The sequence below is a fragment of the Variovorax sp. RCC_210 genome, from assembly GCF_041355175.1.
Taxonomy (GTDB): Bacteria; Pseudomonadota; Gammaproteobacteria; order Burkholderiales; family Burkholderiaceae_C; genus Variovorax.
Genome location: NZ_JBFUPJ010000011.1, coordinates 93,448 through 110,042, shown reverse-complemented (window position 1 = coordinate 110,042; position 16,595 = coordinate 93,448). Strand labels below are relative to the sequence as shown.

Annotated in this window: 14 protein-coding genes; 3 read left to right on the top strand and 11 right to left on the bottom strand. The window is 70.4% G+C overall.

Annotation, left to right across the window (positions count from 1 at the left end; all coding sequences use genetic code 11):
- Positions 1-9 precede the first annotated feature (9 nt).
- Complete coding sequence (locus AB6807_RS26700) at positions 10-837, bottom strand: alanyl-tRNA editing protein (RefSeq protein WP_371086916.1); 828 nt, start codon at positions 835-837, stop codon at positions 10-12.
- A 154-nt stretch (positions 838-991) separates the two neighbouring features.
- Between AB6807_RS26700 and AB6807_RS26695 the strand changes: the two genes are divergently transcribed.
- Complete coding sequence (locus AB6807_RS26695) at positions 992-2,377, top strand: sorbosone dehydrogenase family protein (RefSeq protein ID WP_371086915.1); 1,386 nt, start codon at positions 992-994, stop codon at positions 2,375-2,377.
- Positions 2,378-2,414: 37 nt separating this feature from the next.
- Here the strand turns inward: AB6807_RS26695 and AB6807_RS26690 are convergent, their stop codons facing one another.
- Both AB6807_RS26690 and AB6807_RS26685 read right to left on the bottom strand, forming a co-directional pair.
- Positions 2,415-2,981: a GNAT family N-acetyltransferase gene (locus AB6807_RS26690; RefSeq protein ID WP_371086914.1), complete on the bottom strand. Its 567-nt coding sequence runs from the start codon at positions 2,979-2,981 to the stop codon at positions 2,415-2,417.
- Positions 2,982-3,019: 38 nt separating this feature from the next.
- Positions 3,020-4,030, bottom strand: a complete 1,011-nt coding sequence (locus tag AB6807_RS26685; protein ID WP_371086913.1) for a zinc-binding alcohol dehydrogenase family protein — start codon at positions 4,028-4,030, stop codon at positions 3,020-3,022.
- A gap of 86 nt (positions 4,031-4,116) precedes the next feature.
- Here AB6807_RS26685 and AB6807_RS26680 point away from each other — a divergent pair, with 86 nt between their 5' ends.
- Positions 4,117-5,022, top strand: a complete 906-nt coding sequence (locus AB6807_RS26680) for a LysR family transcriptional regulator (protein ID WP_371086912.1) — start codon at positions 4,117-4,119, stop codon at positions 5,020-5,022.
- Positions 5,023-5,410: 388 nt separating this feature from the next.
- Here AB6807_RS26680 and AB6807_RS26675 read toward each other — a convergent pair whose 3' ends face one another.
- From AB6807_RS26675 to pgaA, 5 genes are all read right to left on the bottom strand, one after another.
- Positions 5,411-6,208 (bottom strand): SDR family oxidoreductase, encoded by a 798-nt coding sequence (locus AB6807_RS26675; RefSeq protein WP_286517003.1) that lies wholly within the window; start codon positions 6,206-6,208, stop codon positions 5,411-5,413.
- A 133-nt stretch (positions 6,209-6,341) separates the two neighbouring features.
- Entirely contained in the window at positions 6,342-6,941 is a 600-nt protein-coding gene (pgaD, locus tag AB6807_RS26670) for a poly-beta-1,6-N-acetyl-D-glucosamine biosynthesis protein PgaD (RefSeq protein WP_116910753.1), read from the bottom strand.
- Positions 6,931-8,208 (bottom strand): poly-beta-1,6-N-acetyl-D-glucosamine synthase, encoded by a 1,278-nt coding sequence (gene pgaC, locus AB6807_RS26665; RefSeq protein WP_371086911.1) that lies wholly within the window; start codon positions 8,206-8,208, stop codon positions 6,931-6,933. Before pgaC ends, pgaD begins: the two co-directional genes overlap by 11 nt.
- A complete protein-coding gene (gene pgaB / locus AB6807_RS26660) occupies positions 8,205-10,361 on the bottom strand; it encodes a poly-beta-1,6-N-acetyl-D-glucosamine N-deacetylase PgaB (RefSeq protein WP_371086910.1) in 2,157 nt (718 codons plus the stop codon). The genes pgaC and pgaB overlap by 4 nt, the downstream gene beginning before the upstream one ends.
- Positions 10,361-12,931 carry a poly-beta-1,6 N-acetyl-D-glucosamine export porin PgaA gene (gene pgaA, locus AB6807_RS26655; RefSeq protein ID WP_371086909.1) on the bottom strand — a complete coding sequence of 857 codons (2,571 nt, stop codon included), beginning with the start codon at positions 12,929-12,931 and terminating at the stop codon, positions 10,361-10,363. The genes pgaB and pgaA overlap by 1 nt, the downstream gene beginning before the upstream one ends.
- 380 nt (positions 12,932-13,311) lie before the next feature.
- Between pgaA and AB6807_RS26650 the strand changes: the two genes are divergently transcribed.
- Complete coding sequence (locus AB6807_RS26650) at positions 13,312-14,142, top strand: creatininase family protein (RefSeq protein WP_371086908.1); 831 nt, start codon at positions 13,312-13,314, stop codon at positions 14,140-14,142.
- 77 nt (positions 14,143-14,219) lie between these two features.
- Here the strand turns inward: AB6807_RS26650 and AB6807_RS26645 are convergent, their stop codons facing one another.
- Genes AB6807_RS26645 through AB6807_RS26635 form a run of 3 tightly spaced genes read right to left on the bottom strand, consistent with a single transcriptional unit; the run spans position 14,220 to position 16,556 of the window.
- Complete coding sequence (locus tag AB6807_RS26645; protein ID WP_116910748.1) at positions 14,220-15,191, bottom strand: threonine dehydratase; 972 nt, start codon at positions 15,189-15,191, stop codon at positions 14,220-14,222.
- A gap of 37 nt (positions 15,192-15,228) precedes the next feature.
- The gene (locus AB6807_RS26640) at positions 15,229-15,861 is read right to left on the bottom strand and encodes a LysE family translocator (protein WP_286516997.1); all 633 of its coding nucleotides are present in this window, start codon (positions 15,859-15,861) and stop codon (positions 15,229-15,231) included.
- A 2-nt stretch (positions 15,862-15,863) separates the two neighbouring features.
- A complete protein-coding gene (locus AB6807_RS26635; protein WP_371086907.1) occupies positions 15,864-16,556 on the bottom strand; it encodes a VOC family protein in 693 nt (230 codons plus the stop codon).
- Positions 16,557-16,595: the final 39 nt, after the last annotated feature.

The window sequence follows — 16,595 nt, the reverse complement described above, 5'->3', positions numbered from 1 at the left end:
CCGGCCGCTTCAGGCGGCCACGGCGGCGGGCGAGGTGGGAAGCGAGGTGGCGGGCAAGCCGGTGGATGGGGCCCAGCCCAGCACCACGCGCCGGCTGTTCGCGCTTTTCTTCTCGATCTTGGTGACTACCACCGCGCCGATTTCCGAGGTGTTCGCCACGTGCGTGCCGCCGCAGGGCTGCAGGTCGATCTGCACATCACCTTCGGCGCCGCCGCTGCCTCCGCCGCCGCCGCCGATGCGGATGGTTCGCACCGTGCCCAGGCCGCGCGGCGGCTGCACGCTCATGCTCTTGACCAGGCCCGGGTTGGCGTCGAGTTCCTCGTCGGTGATGCTGCCCACGGTGAGCGGGTGCGCCGCCTGCACCAGTTGCAGCAGGCCGGCCGTCAGCGCGTCCTTGTCCAGCGGGTCGGTCATGTGGAAGTCGAGCCGCGCGTACTCGGGCGTGATCGAGCAGCCGTTCACGGGCTGCGGCACCAGGTGGCACAGCAGGTGGGTGGCGGTGTGAAAGCGCATCAGGCGGTGGCGGCGCTCCCAGTCGATGCGGGCGGTGACGGTGTCGCCGGGCTTCAGCGCAGCCAGCAGCTCCACCTGGTTCGGCGCGGGCACGTGCACGAATTCGTCCGTCGGCTGGCCTTCCTCGTTCTTCGCCTTGCGCGTATCCGCGATGACCAGTTCGCGGCCGTCGGCCAGGGCCAGCACGCCGCTGTCTCCGGCCTGCCCGCCGCCCAGGGGATAGAACACGGTGCGGTCGAGCACGACGCCGGCCTCGTCGATGCGCACGATGCGGGCTTCGCAGGCGCGCAGGTAGGCGTCGGCGCGGAACAGGTCTTCGGTCATCCGGCGATGGTAGCGGCGATGCGCGAATGAGGTGCGCCCACGCCAGAAAGCGCCCACGACCGACAACCCGGCGCCGCGCGGGCGGTGGAAGATCCGCCGGGTACGCGGCATCAGGCCGAGTACAGGCCGCATAGCAAGCAAGCAAGGACCCCGCATGAAAGCACCGCAGCAAGCACCCACCCGCATGGCATTGCCCTGGGAGGCATCCGCGCCCGCGTTCGCCGTGGCGGTGGCCGCGGCGCTGCTCGTCGCCGGCTGCGGCGAGGCCGCCAAGCTCACGCCCGAGGCCACCACCGGCCCGCGCCCGCAGCTGGCCGAGCCCAACAAGACGCTGATTCCCACCGTCAACGTGGCGCCCGCCGTCGGCTGGACCGACACCGCCACGCCCACGCCCGCCGAAGGCATGAAGGTGACGGCTTTGGCGCGCGGGCTTGACCACCCGCGCTGGGTCTACACGCTGCCCAACGGCGACATCCTCGTGGCCGAGAGCAACAAGCCGCCCAAGCCCGGCGGCAGCGCCACCGACGGCGGCGACGGCATCGTGGCCAAGGTGCGCAACTGGGTCATGGGCAAGGTCATGGGCCGCGCCGGCGCCGGCGTGCCCAGCGCCAACCGCATCACGTTGCTGCGCGACGCCAACGGCGACGGCGTGGCCGAGGTCAAGCAGGTCTTCATGACCAACCTGATGTCGCCCTACGGCATGGCGCTGGTGGGCAACGAGCTGTTCATCGCCAACGCCGACGCGCTGGTGAAGGTGCCCTACACCGAGGGCCAGACCGCCATCAGCGCCAACCCCACGCTGGTGACGCAGCTGCCCGCGGGCATCAACCACCACTGGACCAAGAACGTCATCGCCAATGCCGACGGCAGCAAGCTCTACGTGACGGTCGGCTCCAACAGCAACATCGGCGAGAACGGCCTGGCCGCCGAAGAGGGCCGCGCCGCCATCTGGGAGGTCGACACCAAGTCGGGCGAGAAGCGCCTGTTCGCCAGCGGCCTGCGCAACCCCAACGGCATGGGCTGGGACCCGGACACGAAGGCGCTGTGGACCGTGGTGAACGAGCGCGACGAAATCGGCAGCGACCTGGTGCCCGACTACCTCACCTCGGTGAAAGACGGCGCCTTCTACGGCTGGCCGTGGACCTACTACGGCGGCATCGTCGATGCGCGCGTGACCCCGCAGAACCCCGAGATGGCGGCCAAGGCCATCGCGCCCGACTACGCGCTGGGCTCGCACGTCGCGCCGCTGGGCATGGCGTTTTCGCGCGCGGGCGTCATGCCCGAGCAGTTCGCCAGCGGCGTGTTCATCGGCGAGCACGGCTCGTGGAACCGCAAGCCCAAGTCGGGCTACAAGGTGGTGTTCGTGCCCTTCATCGGCGGCAAGCCCAGCGGGCCGCCGGTCGACGTGCTCACCGGCTTCCTCACCGCCGACGAAAAGGCCCAGGGCCGGCCGGTGGGCGTCACGCTCGACAAGAGCGGCGCGCTGATCGTGGCCGACGACGTGGGCAACGCGGTGTGGCGGGTGTCGAAGGACAAATAGTCGCCAACCGCTGTCGAAGGTCTTCGGCCTTCAGCTTTCAGCGCCCCGGCCGGCCGATGCGGTAGAGCCGGTGCGCGCGCAGCGGGTGCCCCTCGGGCACCAGCGGGTGGTCGAAGGCGCCGGCCATGTCCTCGGTCATGCCGATGCGCGCCATCACCGCGGCCGAGCGCAGGTTGCCGACGCCGGTGAAGGCCACGATCTCGTCGAGCGCCAGCCGGTCGAAGCCCACCTGCAGCGCACCGCGCGCGGCCTCGCTCGCAAGGCCCCGGCCCCACGCATGGCGCGCGAAGCGCCAGCCGATTTCCACGCAGGGCGAGAACGGCAGCGCGGCCGCGGGCACGTTGAGCCCGGTGAAGCCGATGAACTCGCCCGAGGCTTTTTCTTCCACCGCCCACAGGCCCCAGCCGTTCTCGGCGATGCGCGCCTTGGCGCGCTCGGCCAGCGCGTCGCTGTCGGCGCGGTTGGGCAGGGGCAGCAAAAACGACATCACCTGCGGGTCGCAGGCCAGCGCGAAAAATGGCGCGAGATCGCTCTCGCGCCATTGGCGCAGCCGCAGCCGCTCGGTGTCGAATTCGATCAGGGGCGGGGAAGCCTTGTCGGTCATGCGCCCATTTTGCGGGGGCCTGCGGCGCGCCTTCCGGCTCAGAACCCCGCCAGCACCACCTTGCCCTGCGCCTTGCCGCTCTCGATGAGCGCGTGCGCCTTCTTCAGGTTCGCGGCGTTGATGGTGCCGAAGCTCGCGTTCGCCGTGGTGCGGATGCGGCCCGCGTCCACCAGCGCCGCCACCTCGGCCAGCAGCTTGCCCTGCTCGGCCATGTCGGGCGTCTCGAAGCGAGAGCGCGCGAACATCATTTCCCAGTGCAGCGAGAGGCTCTTGGTCTTCAGCGGCATCGCGTCGAGCACCTTCATGTCGTCGATCACCGCGAGCTGGCCCTGGGGCTTCAGGCTTTCGATGATCTGCGCGTAGTGCTGCTCGGTCTGCGTGAGGCTGGCGACCATGTCGACCTCGCCGATGCCGGCGGCCTTGAGCTCGGCGGCGAGCGGCTTCGAATGGTCGATGACGGTGTGCGCGCCCAGCGCCAGGCACCATTCGCGCGTTTCGGCGCGCGAGGCCGTGGCCACCACGCGCAGCCTGGTGAGCTGGCGCGCCAGCTGGATCAGGATGGAGCCCACGCCGCCCGCGCCGCCGGTGATGAGCAGCGTCTGCCCTTCGCCGCCGTCCTTGGGCACCTGCAGGCGGTCGAACAGCAGCTCGTACGCAGTGATGGTGGTCAGCGGCAGCGCCGCGGCCTGCGCGTCGTCGAGGCTCTTCGGCGCGATGGCGGCAATGCGCTCATCGACCGCGTGCAGCTCGGCGTTGGCGCCGGGGCGAACGATGGAGCCGGCGTAGTACACGCGGTCGCCCACCTTGAAGTTCTTCACGCCGGCGCCGACGGCCTCGACCGTGCCCACGGCGTCCCAGCCCAGCACCTTGGGCTGGCCGGGCTCGGGCGCGGCGTTCTTGCGGACCTTGGTGTCCACCGGGTTGACCGACACCGCTTTCACGCGCACCAGCAGGTCGCGCGCGCCGGCCACGGGAGCGGGCAGCTCGATGTCCTGCAGCGATTCGGGGTTGTCGATGGGAAGGGGCTGGTAGTAGCCGATGGCTTTCATGACGGGAAACCTTTCAGTGACGATGCCTCGAATGTAGGATCGCAACGCCAGTTTGATAAGACTGGCCGAATGAGCAACACTTTCAAATGAAGATTGAAAATATCTCCGACCTGCAGGTGTTGGTGCACACCGCGCGCGGCGGCACGCTCACGGCCGCGGCGCATGCGCTGGGCATCACGCCCGCGGCGGCCAGCGCCACGCTGAAGCGGCTGGAAACGCAGCTGGGCGCGCGCCTGTTCGAGCGCTCCACGCGCGCCATGCGCCTCACGCCGCAGGGGCAGACGCTGCTCGACTACGCGGTGCGCGCCTTCGAGCTGCTGGCCGAGGGCGAGTCGCTGGTCACGGCCGACCGCGGCGAGCTGGTGGGCACGTTGCGCGTGGCCTCGCCGTCGGACCTCACGCGCAGCACGCTGCTGCCCTGGTTCGACGAATTCCTGGCCTTGCACAGCGGGGTGCAGCTGTCTTTGTCGGTGGGAGACCGGCCGCTGGACGTGATGCGCGACGAGGTCGACGTGGCGCTGCGCTACGGGGCGCTGGCCGATTCGCGGCTGGTGGCGCGGCCCTTTGCGCTGACCAACCCGCTGTTGACCGCGTCGCCGGACTACCTGCGCCGGCACGGGGCGCCCCGGGTGCCGCAAGACCTGGTGCACCACAACTGCCTGACGTTCAACCGCTCGGGGCGGCGGCACCGGGTGTGGCGGTTTGCGCTCGACGGGCAGTGGACGGAGGTGCGGGTGAACGGGGACCGCAGCGTGGACGACGCCTCGCTGGCGCGCGAGTGGACGGTGGCGGGGTACGGCGTTTCGCTGAAGTCGGCGCTGGATGTGCGGGATGACATTCGCGCGGGGCGGCTGGTTCGGTTGCTGCCTGAATGGGAGACCGAGGCTTATCCGCTGCATGCGTTGTTGCCCAGTGGGAGGTTTGTGCCGGCTCGGGTTCGGGCGTTTGTGGATTTTTTGGCTTTGAAGTTTGAGGTTTTGTTGAGGGGGTAGGTTTTGGGGTGTGTGGGTTTTTTGGGGGGCTGCTGGCCGGGACTCGCCCCGGCGGGCGACTTGCTTTCTTTTGCTTCGCCAAAAGAAAGTAAGCAAAGAAAAGGCGACCCCACTGGCTGCGTCCCTCCGCTTCGCTGCGGGCAACCTGCGGTGCTCGCGTTTCGCGGGGTCTCGCCCAAACTCGCTTCGCTCAAACAAGGGCGAGCCCTGATCCGCGAAACGCTGCGCTCCTCGGCGCAGCCAGAGGGGAGGGCGCCAACAGGCCATCGCTTCGCTCGGCCTCGGGTTGGGGCCCGGGTATTACTCCCTCTCCCTCCGGGAGAGGGCGGGGGTGAGGGCAGCGGCGCTCGAAACTGCACAGCTTTTCTATCGCCCCTGCCTGCCCGCCTCAAATCATCGGCGTCACAGCCCCATCCATCGCCACGATCGCCCCGGTCACATAACTCGCCTTGCCCGACGCCAGGAACAGCACGGTGTTGGCAACTTCTTCCGGCGTCGCGATCCGCCCCAGCGGCAGCCGCGCCTTGGCGCGCTCCAGCGCCTCGTCGGTGCCGATGCCCGCCAGCTTGGCATCGGCCTTCATGCCTTCCTGCAAGCGCTCGGTCAGCGTGAGGCCGGGGTTTACCGCGTTCACGCGCACGCCCTTGCCGGCGTAGGCCGCGGCCATGCCGGCGCTCACGAGCATCAGGGCGGCGTTCGCAGCGCCGCCGGCCATGTGCACGGGGCTGGCCACCTTGCCGCCCTGGCCGATGACGTTGACGATGGCTCCGCGCCCGCGCGCGCCCATGCGCTTCACGACGGGGTCGATCATGTGGATGTAGGTGAAGTACTTCGCGTCCATGGCGTCGTGCCACGACGCGGCAGTCAGGTCGGCGGGCGGGGTGCGGCGCGCGGCGCCGGCCGAGTTGACGAGCACGTCGACCGGGCCGAAGGCCTGCTCGGCGGCGTCCAGCGCGGCGACGGCGCTGGCCGGGTCCTTCAGGTCGGCGGCATGGACCGACACGCGGCCCTCGGCCTGCGCGTACGCCTCCAGCAAGGTCTTCTGCCCCTGCCGCAGGTTGGCGATGTCGCGCGACACCAGGCTCACGCGCGCGCCCTCGCGCAGGAAGCCCAACGCGCAGGCCAGGCCGATGCCCTTGCTGCCGCCGGTGATGAGTACGTGCTGGTCCTGAAGCTGGAGGTCCATGAAGAATCCTTGGGAGCGTGATGAAAGGGGTGAGCCGGCGATTGAAGCACCGGCGCTAAACCCCTGCACGCACGCGGCTGTGCGCCGCGGCTTTCAGGCCAGCATCGGGGCTGTGCCCCAGTGCTTCAGTGCTTCAGTGCCGGCCCGCGGTGCGATGCCGCGGCTCGGGCTCCAGCGCGCCGGGCGCGGTGTCGGTGGCGTCGCGCAGGTGGCCGTTGTTGTCGTGGTGCGCCAGCAGCTGGCGGGTGCGCTGCCATGCCGACAGCCGCGCGGGCGGCACGTCGATGAAGGTGGCCAGCGCGAACAGCGACGACTGTTCCGCCTCGGGCGGCACCTCGCGCCGGTTCTGGCGGCGGCGCCACGGGGCCATCACCAGCATCGCGACCAGGATCACGCCGATGAGCACGGCGTACAGGCCCAGCAGGTGCAGCACCTCGGGCTGCGAGCGCGCGCCCAGCACGTAGGGCCAGGCGTACCAGACCGCGCAGAACCAGATCGCGATGGTCACGGCCGGGCGCAGCACGCGCAGCCACAGGTACATGGCCAGCGTGCGCTGCGGCGAGCGGCCGTTGCCGTAGGCGCGCAGCGAGATGCGCGCGGCGTCGATGATGGGTTCCTCCCCCGCGGGCTGGCCCCACGAGCGGCGGCGGCTCGGCGGCGGGGTGTCGTGCACGGCGTCGGGAAAGACGCTGTCGACGGATGTGGCTTGTGTCTCGTGGGTGTCATGGCGCATCGGAAACTCCTCTGTCGGGGCTCGTCCACACCGCGCGCTTGCCGCGTCGGCGAATCAGGACTTTGGGAAGGGCGATGACGGTGGTCGCCATCGTGATGGTCCAGAAGGCGATCGGGTACCAGATCGTTCCGGCGAAATAGCGCATCAGGTCGCGGTCGTAGCGGCGATCGATCCACAGGCTCAGCAGCATCTGCATGATGCAGGTCATGGCCAGCAGCGTGCCCTGCCAGTGCGGCAGCAGCGCCGAATGCCACAGCGAGTCGTCCGGCAGCAGCGGGCGCACCAGGCTCACCAGCAGCACCAGCGCCATGGCATAGGCCCACACCACGCTGGTCATGTACTCCAGGTAGATGAGCCACATGCGCCAGTTGCGCGGGCGCAGCAGCTGCGAGGTGTAGCGCAGCATGGTCTGGATGCCGCCCATGGCCCAGCGCAGGCGCTGCTTCCACAGACCGCGCAAGGTCTCGGGCATCAGGATCCAGCACAGCGCGCGCGGCTCGAAGCGCAGCTTCCAGCCGGCGAGCTGCAGCTTCCAGCTCATGTCGATGTCCTCGGTGAGCACGTCGGGGCTCCAGAAGCCCACGTCGATCACCGCGCGGCGGCGGAACATGGCAATCACGCCCGACACCGTGAAGAGGGTGCCCACCAGCTGCTGAGAGCGCTTGATGAGCCCGATGATCGAAGAGAACTCGCCCACCTGCATGCGCCCCAGCAGCGTGGTGCGCGTGCGGATGCGCGGGTTGCCGGTGACCGCGCCGATGCGCTCCGACGCCAGCATCGGCAGCAGCATCCAGGCAATGGCGTCCTCGTCGATCAGCGCGTCGCCGTCGATGCCCAATATGTACTCGCCGCGCGCCAGCTGGCAGGCGGTGTTCAGGCCCACGGCCTTGCCCTGGTTGCTGGCGTTGTGCACCACGCGCAGGCGGCTGTACTCGGTGGTCATCTCGTCGAGCAGCTCGCCGGTGCCGTCGGTGCTGCCGTCGTTCACCGCAATCACCTCGAAGTGCGGGTAGCGCGTGCGCATCAGCTGCTCGATCACCTCGCGCAGGTGCGACACCTCGTTGAAGCAGGGCACCACCACCGTCACCAGCGGCTGCGAGGGCAGCAGCGCGAGCGGGTTGGCGTCGACGTCGCGCTTGCGCTCGAACACCCACGCATGCGAGAGGCCCCCGGCCATCCACACATAGGCCATGAAGAAGGGGTAGTAGAAGACGAAGCCGAACAGCAGCGAAGGCAGCGTCTGCGCGAGGAAGTGGCTGGAGCTCATGGCGAGCGTTCTCCTTGCGCGGGGCGCGCGGGTAGCGGGGGTGTTGTCGTTGTTGTCATCGGCGCTGTCGATGTCTTCGATGCTTCCGGCTGCGGCGGAATCTCCGCGGCCGAGGGCGAGCGCAGCACGCGCGGCAGCAGCGTGCGCACGGAGATGGCGCGGCGCACGGTCTCCAGCGAGGGCTGGTCGTTCAGGAAGTCGTCGGGGTAGTAGCCCAGGTGGCGCACGCCGGCGCGGTGCAGCAGCGTCCACTGGCGCGTGAGCTCGGCGTCGGGCACCGGCTCGCCGGTGCGCCAGTCGCGCGCCTGCAGCTCGAACACGGTGCCGTCCAGGCCGCGCGGCGTGCCGGCCACGCGGCGCGCGAGGCGGCCCAGCCAGGCATCGGCGTCGGCTTCGCCTTCCATGCGCGGCATGGCCATGAGCGCCACGTAGTCGTAGGCGGCCAGCGAAGCCTCGTAGTTCTGCGCGAACCACTGCTCGGCCTGGGGCTCGAGCACCGGGCGCGCATACAGGTTGCGCGCGGTTTCCAGCGCGGGCCGCCAGGCACCCACGCGCGCGGCGAGCTCGTGGGTGAAGTCGATGAGGTAGCGGGTCTTGGCCGTGGTCCAGCGCGCCATCAGCTCGGGGTTGGCGCGAATGGCGGCCACGTCGCCCGGCAGGCCCCAGCGCGCGTAGGTGGCGAGCGCGGCGGGGCTGGCGTCCTCGTCGTCGGCGAGCATGGCGTCGTCGTGGAACAGCACGCCCTCGAAGAACGCGTAGCGCCCCAGGTCCTCGTAGATGTCGCCGACCAGCGCCCGCACCGCGGGGTCGAAGGGCGAGAGGCGGTGATAGCGCTGGTCATGGTCCGCCGGCGGGGTGCCGCCCTGCGCCGCCACCGTGTGCGTGGCGAGCGGGTTCGACTCGGGCAGCTTGAACGCCGTGACCGGCATCCAGGCGTACACCTTCACGCCGGTGCGGGTGCGCAGCTGCCAGGCGGCGCGGCTGAACAGGTCGGCGCGCATCGGCAGGTGGCGGTTGGGAAAGTACAGGGCGTCGGCCACGCCGTCGCCGTCGGGGTCGGCATAGGCCTGAAGGAACACCGAGCGCGGGCGCACCGCGGCCACGCGGTCGATCAGCAGCGACAGGTTGCGCTCCTGCTGCGCCGGGTCGGGGTCGTACACGTAGTCCAGGTCCACGTGCATCACGCGGTTGACCGGGCGAACCTCGCCGCCCACGGGGCTGCGCAGCAGCTGGGCGTAGTCGGGCGCGGCGTTGTCGTAGGCGGCCAGCGCGCGGCGAATGCGCGACAGCGGCACCGCCGCGGTGTTGGGGCCGTCGTCCAGCGTGAAAGTCACGGGCATGCCCGCGCGCTCCGACGCCTTCAGCGCGGCCGTGTTGTAGGCGCCGTAGGGCCACACGGTGGCGCGCACCTTGGCGCCGGTGTGGCGCTCGATGAGCTCGCGGCTGCGGCGCAGGTCGGCTTCCACGCGCTGCGCGTAGGCCTCGTCGCTTTCGTAGCGGCCGGTGGCCGCGTCGTAGCGGTGCGTGGCCGCGGCGGGCAGCATGTTGCCTTGCGGGTTGGCCAGGATGCCGGTGTGCAGCGCGTCGGTGTGGCTCGCGAACTCGACCAGGCCCGAGCGCGCCATTTCGGCGGCCTCGGGCCACAGCAGGAAGTTCTCGCGCGGCGCGGGCTTGTCGCCCCAGTGCACGAGCTGCCCCTGCGGCACTTCGAGCCAGCTGGTCACCAGCGCCATCAGCGCCGGGTAGTTGTAGCGCTTGAGCAGCGGAAACACCTTGGTGTAGGCGCTGCGGTAGCCGTCGTCGAAGCTCAGCAGCACGGGCTGCGCAGGCAACGGCTTGCCGCCGGCGCGCGCGTCGACGATCTGCTGCAGGCTCACCGGGTGGTAGCCGCTGTGCTGCAGCCAGGCGAAGACTTCGGCCAGGGTGCGCTCGTCCATGGCGGTCTCGTCGGGCGAATCCTCGAAGCTGGCGCGCACGTTGGTGCGCACGTCGTGGAAGGCGAGCACGCGAAAGCTCACGCCGTCGTCGGCGTCGGCGCTCGGCAGCGGCTGCGCGGGGGCGGCCAGCGACAGCGCGCACAGCAGCCCGAACAGCGCGGTGCGCAACAGCGCGAGAGGGTTCAAGAGGCTGGAAGAAGAGGTCGTCGTTCGCATCACGGCAGGGGCATCGAGAGGTTCAGGAAAACGCCGCGCTGTCGTTCGCGCACGCCGTCGTAGGGATGGCTGGAAATGCTCAGGCCGTAGCGCAGCGTGAGCTTGGGGCCCAGCTCCCAGCGGTGTTCATAGCGCAGGCTCCACAGCGGGCCGCTGCCGAAGCCGGCCTGCCGGTAGCTGCCGCCGCTGAGCTCCACCGCCTGGAAGAACTGGCGGTCGTCGCGCTTCCAGTTGAGCCACTGCGCGCGCACGCCCAGCTCGGTGCTGCTGTCGCTCGAAGGGTTGAAGTAGGGCGCGTCGACGGCGCGGCCCTGGCCGGCGGCGGTGGTCAGCCTGGTCTCGAGCTGGAAGCCCGGCGTGCTGATCCAGCGTTCGCGCCAGCCCAGCTCCAGGCCGTCGCGCACGTTGTTGTCGCTGAAGTCCAGGCGCTGGTATTGCAGGTCGAAGCGGCGCGATTCGTTCACCACGTAGCCCACGCTCGCGCCGGTCTCGCGCGCGCCGATGCCGGCCACGCGCGCCTTCCACGGCAGGTTCTTGCTGTCGCCGTCGTAGGTGGCCGACAGGCGCCAGGCGTCGCTGGCGCGGTAGTCCAGGCGGCCGGCCACGCTGTTCTGGTACGGGCCGCCGTTCGAATGCTGCAGCGCGCCCTCGGCCAGCCAGGGGCCGCGCTGCCAGCTCAGCCCGAGGCCGCCGCGCGCCCAGTTGGCGTTGCCGATGTCGGTGTTGCCGCGGCCCAGCGACTGGTCGTAGAGCAGCCGCCACTCGTCGTTGATGAGGCCCGAGCTGAGCCGGCTGTCGACGCGCCACTCGCGGCTGGCAATGGCGGCACCGCCGCGCGAGGCTTCGGCTTCTACATCCAGCCGCGGGCCGGTGATGGCGCGGCGCTTGCGCTCCATGTCGCGCACCTCGGCGGTGTCGGGTGCGTCGGCCACCAGCGATTCGGCGCGGCGGCGCGCCTCGCCGTATTCGTCGGCATCGAGCAGCGCCGACACGTGGCCGGTGCGCGCGCTGATGTCGTAGGGCTGGTCGGCCGCCAGCGCCTCGAAGCGCGCCACGGCCGCCTCGGGGTGCTCGCGCAGTTGCTCGGTCAACGCCGCGCCGTAGCCGTAGCCCGCATTCATCGGCGCCTCGCGCATGAGCACATCGAACTCATGCTGCGCCAGCGCGTGGCGGTCGCCGTACAGGGTGATCAGGCCGCGCAGGCCGGCCACGTCGGCGTACTGCTCGTTGGGGCGGCGCGCTTCAGGCGCCAGCCGCAGGTAGGCCGGGGTGGCGCCTTCGAGCCGCTGCAGCAGCGCCTCGGCGTCGTCGAAGCGGCCGGTGTCCTGGTAGGCGTAGACGAGGCCGAAGTACAGCGGGTCGGGCATGGGCACGTCGTCGCCGCCCTTCGCAACCGCGGCTTCGTACAGCGGCACCGCCTCGATGGAGCGGCGCTCCTGCGCATAGGCGCGCGCTGCTGCGCCGAGGCCGTAGAACGGCAGCTCGGTGCCCGCGGCGCGCATGGACTCGTACAGCGCGATGGCGTCCGCGGGGCGCCCGCGCTCGACCAGCGCCAGCAGCCGGTCGGACAGCAACCGCACGCGCAATGCGCGCCAGGCCTCGGCCTCCGTGGGCTCGGCCTTCAGCGCGGCGGCATCGGCGCGGGCCAGCGCGGCGTCTTGCCCGGCCAGCACGCGGTCGAGCGCCACCACGCGCTCGGCGCCCAGGCGCTGGTCGCGTTCGCGGATGGCCCAGCGCAGTTGCTGGCCCAGGGCATCTTGCTGCAGCGTGGAAAGCGCCAGCGGCGAAAAGCTGCCGGGCCGCGCGCGCTCGGCGGCTTCGGCGTCGCTGAAGGCGCTGGACGCGGCACCGCTCTGCGCGAGCAGAAAGTCGGCTTCACGGCGCAGGTCGGCGCGATCGGGCCGCAGGGCGCCGGCCTCGGTGTAGGCCCCCAGGGCCTGCAACGTGTCCTTGTCGGCGCGTGCCAGCGCGGCGCGCAGCTCCAGCAGGGAGACGCGGTCGTCGAGTTGCTTCGGCGCGAGCTGCGAGAGCGCGTCGTACAGCGCGTGGGCGCCTGCCACGTCGCCGCTGTCGAGCCGCCAGTACGCCTCGTGCACGCGCGGCTCGCGGGCATCGGGTTGGCGGCTGCGCCAGAGCTTCACGGCCTCGCCTTGCAGCGGCAGGTCGCGGGTGCGCCGCGCGGCCACGGCCAGCGGGCCCAGCGCGTAGTCGCGCAGGCTCGACAGCGGGAACTGGCGGGCCAGCGCCACGGCCTCGGCGTACTGGCCGTCGGAGGCCGCGAGGGTGATCGCGTCGGACGCGATGCGGCGGCGCTCGGCCTCGCCGGGTTCTCCGGACGCGCCTTGCGTCCCCTGCGTCCCTTGATTCCCTTGCGAAGGAGCAAGCCAGGCTTTCAGCTGCTGCAGCGCCTGCGCGGGCGTGACGCGGCCTTCACGGCGCGCGGCGATCAGCGCGTCGTGCTGCTGTGCGCTGTAAGCAGCTGTGTCCTGTGCGACCGCGGGTGCGCCGGCTGCGGCAGTGCCGGTAACAAGCGGTTGCGCGACGGCAGCCGAGGTACCGAAGGCCAGCACGCAAACGATGGGGGGAAATCCTCGCGCTGCTTGTGCGAGGTGACGAGACAACGAACCGGCGAGCGCACGCTTGCGCCCGGCCATGACCGTGCCTCCAGCTTTTTTCTGGATGAACACTCTGCTCCCTTTGACCACACCTTTCGCCCGGCCCACGCCGCCGCGAAAGTCGAACCGCTAAATAGCGAAACACGGGGTGCAACACCACGGTTCTGAAAATTGACTTGGAATTCACTCTAGAGAGAACTGTTAACAATGGCAAACCAAAGTGCCAGGATTTGGTTGTATCCGTGAACAGATTGGCGTTTTCTGAGTGCCTGCCGCCTGCTTTTGTCAGACAGAAGCTCCCCGAAATGACCGTGCGTCCGGCCTAAGATCGCGCCATGAATGCTCCCAAGGCCCCTTCGTTGCCCCGTTTCTGGTCCCAGCTCACCACCCGTGATTTCGGGGCGCTCGACGCCTCGGCCACCGTCGCCGTGCTGCCGCTGGGCGCGACCGAACAGCACGGCCCGCACCTGCCGCTGGGCGTGGACACGGTGCTGGCCGATGGCATCGTCGCGGCCGCGTTGCCGCTGCTGCCGCCCGAGCTGCCGGTGCTGTTCCTGCCGACCCAGCAGATCGGCCTGAGCCCCGAGCACGCGCGTTTCGCGGGCACGCTCACGTTGTCTGCCGAAACGCTCATTCGCGTGTGGAACGAAATCGGCGCGGGCGTGGCGCGTGCCGGCGTGAAGAAGCTGGTGCTGTTCAACGCCCACGGCGGTCACGTGGGCGCCATGGACATCGTGGCGCGCGAACTGCGCGCGACGCACGGGCTCATCGTGTACAGCGTGAGCTGGTTCAACCTGCCGCTGGGCGACGCGGGCGCGCAGTTCAGCGCGCAGGAGCACCGCTTCGGCGTGCATGCGGGCGAGATCGAGACGTCGATGATGCTGGCGCTGACGCCGCAGCTGGTACGAATGAGCGAGGCGAAGGATTTCCGTTCGACCTCGGAGCAGCGCGCGGCCGACTACGCGATCCTCGGCAACGGCAAGAGCGCCAAGCTCGGCTGGGCGATGGAGGACTACAACGCCCACGGCGCCGCGGGCAACGCGGCGGCTGCGACCGCGGCCAGCGGGCAGGCGGTGATCGATGCGGCTGCCCGGCAGCTGGCGTTGTTGCTGGCGGAGGTTTCCAGGTTGCCGCTGGGTACGGCGAATACGGCGCCGCTGCCCTGAGTGGTGGCGATGTTCAGGCCGCGATCACGCCGGCGACGTGATCGTTGTTGACACGTCCCGAACCTGCCAGCCCTCGCTCAAGAAGCAGCGCGTGACAGCACTCCGGCAAACATGTCCGAGTCGACATTCCCCCCGCTCACGCTGATGCCCACCGTCTTGCCACGCCAGCGCTCCTGCTGCTGAAGCGCCGCCGCCAACGCCGCGGCACCGGCGCCCTCGGCCACGTTGTGGGTGTCGCTGAAAAGAATGCGCATGGCATTGGCGATTTCGTCGTCGGTGACCGTGACCACGTCGTCGGCCTCGCGCAGGATCACCTCGACCGACTCCGGCACCGGCGTGCGGCAGGCCATGCCGTCGGCCAGCCGGGTGGTCACGGGCGACTCGACCGGCTTGCCCGCGCGGAAGGAATCGCGGTACGCCGTGGCGTGCGCCGACACCACGCCGATGAGCTTCGTCGACACCCCGCAATGCGCGCGCGCCGCCGCCGCGGCGGCAAAGCCCGAACCCAGGCCGATGGGCACGAACAGCACATCGGGCGGCGTGGCCGACAACGCATCGAAGAATTCGACATACGCCGTCGACACCCCGCGCACCAGCTCGCGGTGGAACGACGGCACGCGGTGCAACCCGTCGCGCTCGGCCAGCAGGCCCGCGTGCTCGGAGGCCGCCTGGAAGTCGTCGCCATGCTCCACCAGCGTGACGCCCAGCGCGCGCATCGCCGCGTTCTTCTCGGTCGAGTTGCCGTGCGGCACCACGATGGTCGCGGCCAGGCCGTGGCGCCGGGTGGCGAAGCCCACCGACTGGCCGTGGTTGCCGCGCGTGGCGCTGATGGCGTGGCGCACCTCGGGCTGCTCGCGCGCCAATGTTTCGAAGTACGTCAGGCCGCCGCGGATCTTGAAGGCACCCGCCGGCGTGTGGTTCTCGTGCTTGGCCCACACCGTGGCGCCCAGGCGCTGCGACAGCAGCGGCCAGGCGTACTGCGGCGTGGCGGGCATGGCTGCGTGCACGGTGCGCTGCGCGGCTTCGATCTCTTCGCGGGTGAATCTCACGGGCTTCTTTCGGTGGTTGTCTTTGCGTTCCGGGGAATCACTTGCGTTCGGTCAGCGCCACGCGCACGGCCAAGGCCGCCAGCACGCTGCCCATGACATAGCGCTGCGCGCGCAGCCAGCCCGCGCTTTGCGACAGCACGGCCGTGATGCTCGCGGCGCCGACGATCATCACCGTGTTGACGGCCGCGCTGGTCGCCATCTGCGCGATGCCCAGCTGCATGCTCTGCAGCAGCACCGAGCCGCGCTCGGGGTGGATGAACTGCGGAAAGAACGACAGGTAGAACATGGCCACCTTCGGGTTCAGCAGGTTCGTCAGGAAGCCCATGCGAAACAGCCTGGCCGGCGGGTCGGCCGGCAGCACGCGCGCCTCGAAGGGCGCGTTGCCGCCCGGCTTCACGGCCTGCCACGCCAGCCACAGCAGGTAGCCCGCGCCGGCCAGTCGAATGGCGTCGAACGCCAGCGGCACGGCCAGCAGCAGTGCGGTGAGCCCGAGCGCGGCGGCGAACAGGTGCACGAGGAAAGCCGTGAGCACGCCGCCCAGCGAGATCAGCCCCGCGCGCCGGCCCTGGATGAGCGTGCGCGACACGCAATAGATCATGTTCGGCCCCGGCGTGAGCGCCAGCAGCAGCGAGGCCAGCGCGAACCAGGCGATTTCGGCGAGGCTGAGCATGGTCAGAGTCCCTTGGATTCGAGCGTGACGGGGCCGCGCGGCGTGTCGAGCACGGCAATGAGGTTGGGCGGGCCGGCATCGACCGGCATGGTGTGCATGCCCACGGCCTGCAGCGCGGCGGCCAGCGCCGGTGCGCGCGGGTGCACGGCGCGCAGCGTGCGCATCGCCAGGCCCGAGCTGGGCAGGGCGTCGGTCGGGTGCACAGGGCCCCACTGGATGAGCGTGGGCAGCGCGCCGTAGAACAGGCGCTGGCCGTCGTCGCGCACGGTGATCTGCCATTCGAGCCGGCCGGCCGGCGTGTCGCGCGAGGCCTGGATGAGCGGGCCGCGGTCGATGTGTGCATGCTCTTCGTGCGCCAGCGCGTGCGTGGCCGCCTGCGCGTCGGGCACGCGGGCCACGAAATGAATCAGCCGCGGCCCGCGCTGCGCGAGCCCGGCCTGCAGCGCGCTGTCGTCCAGGTCGAACCAGCGGTGCGTGCGCGGGCGCGCCGGCCGCTTGCCCGGTTCGATCGCGATGATTTCGAGGTAGGCCGCCGGAAAGGCGTCGCTCGCGATGTTCAGCAACCGGTTGTGCGTGCCCATCAGCGGGTGCGTGCCGCCGGGCTGCGGCGCGACGCCCAGCGTGGCTTCGCACCAGGCCACGCCCTCGTCCAGCGAGGCGGCGGCAATCACGAGGTGGTCGAGCTGCGCGTGCATGGTGCGGGGGTCTCCTTGTGGGGCGCTTGCGTTTGTCTC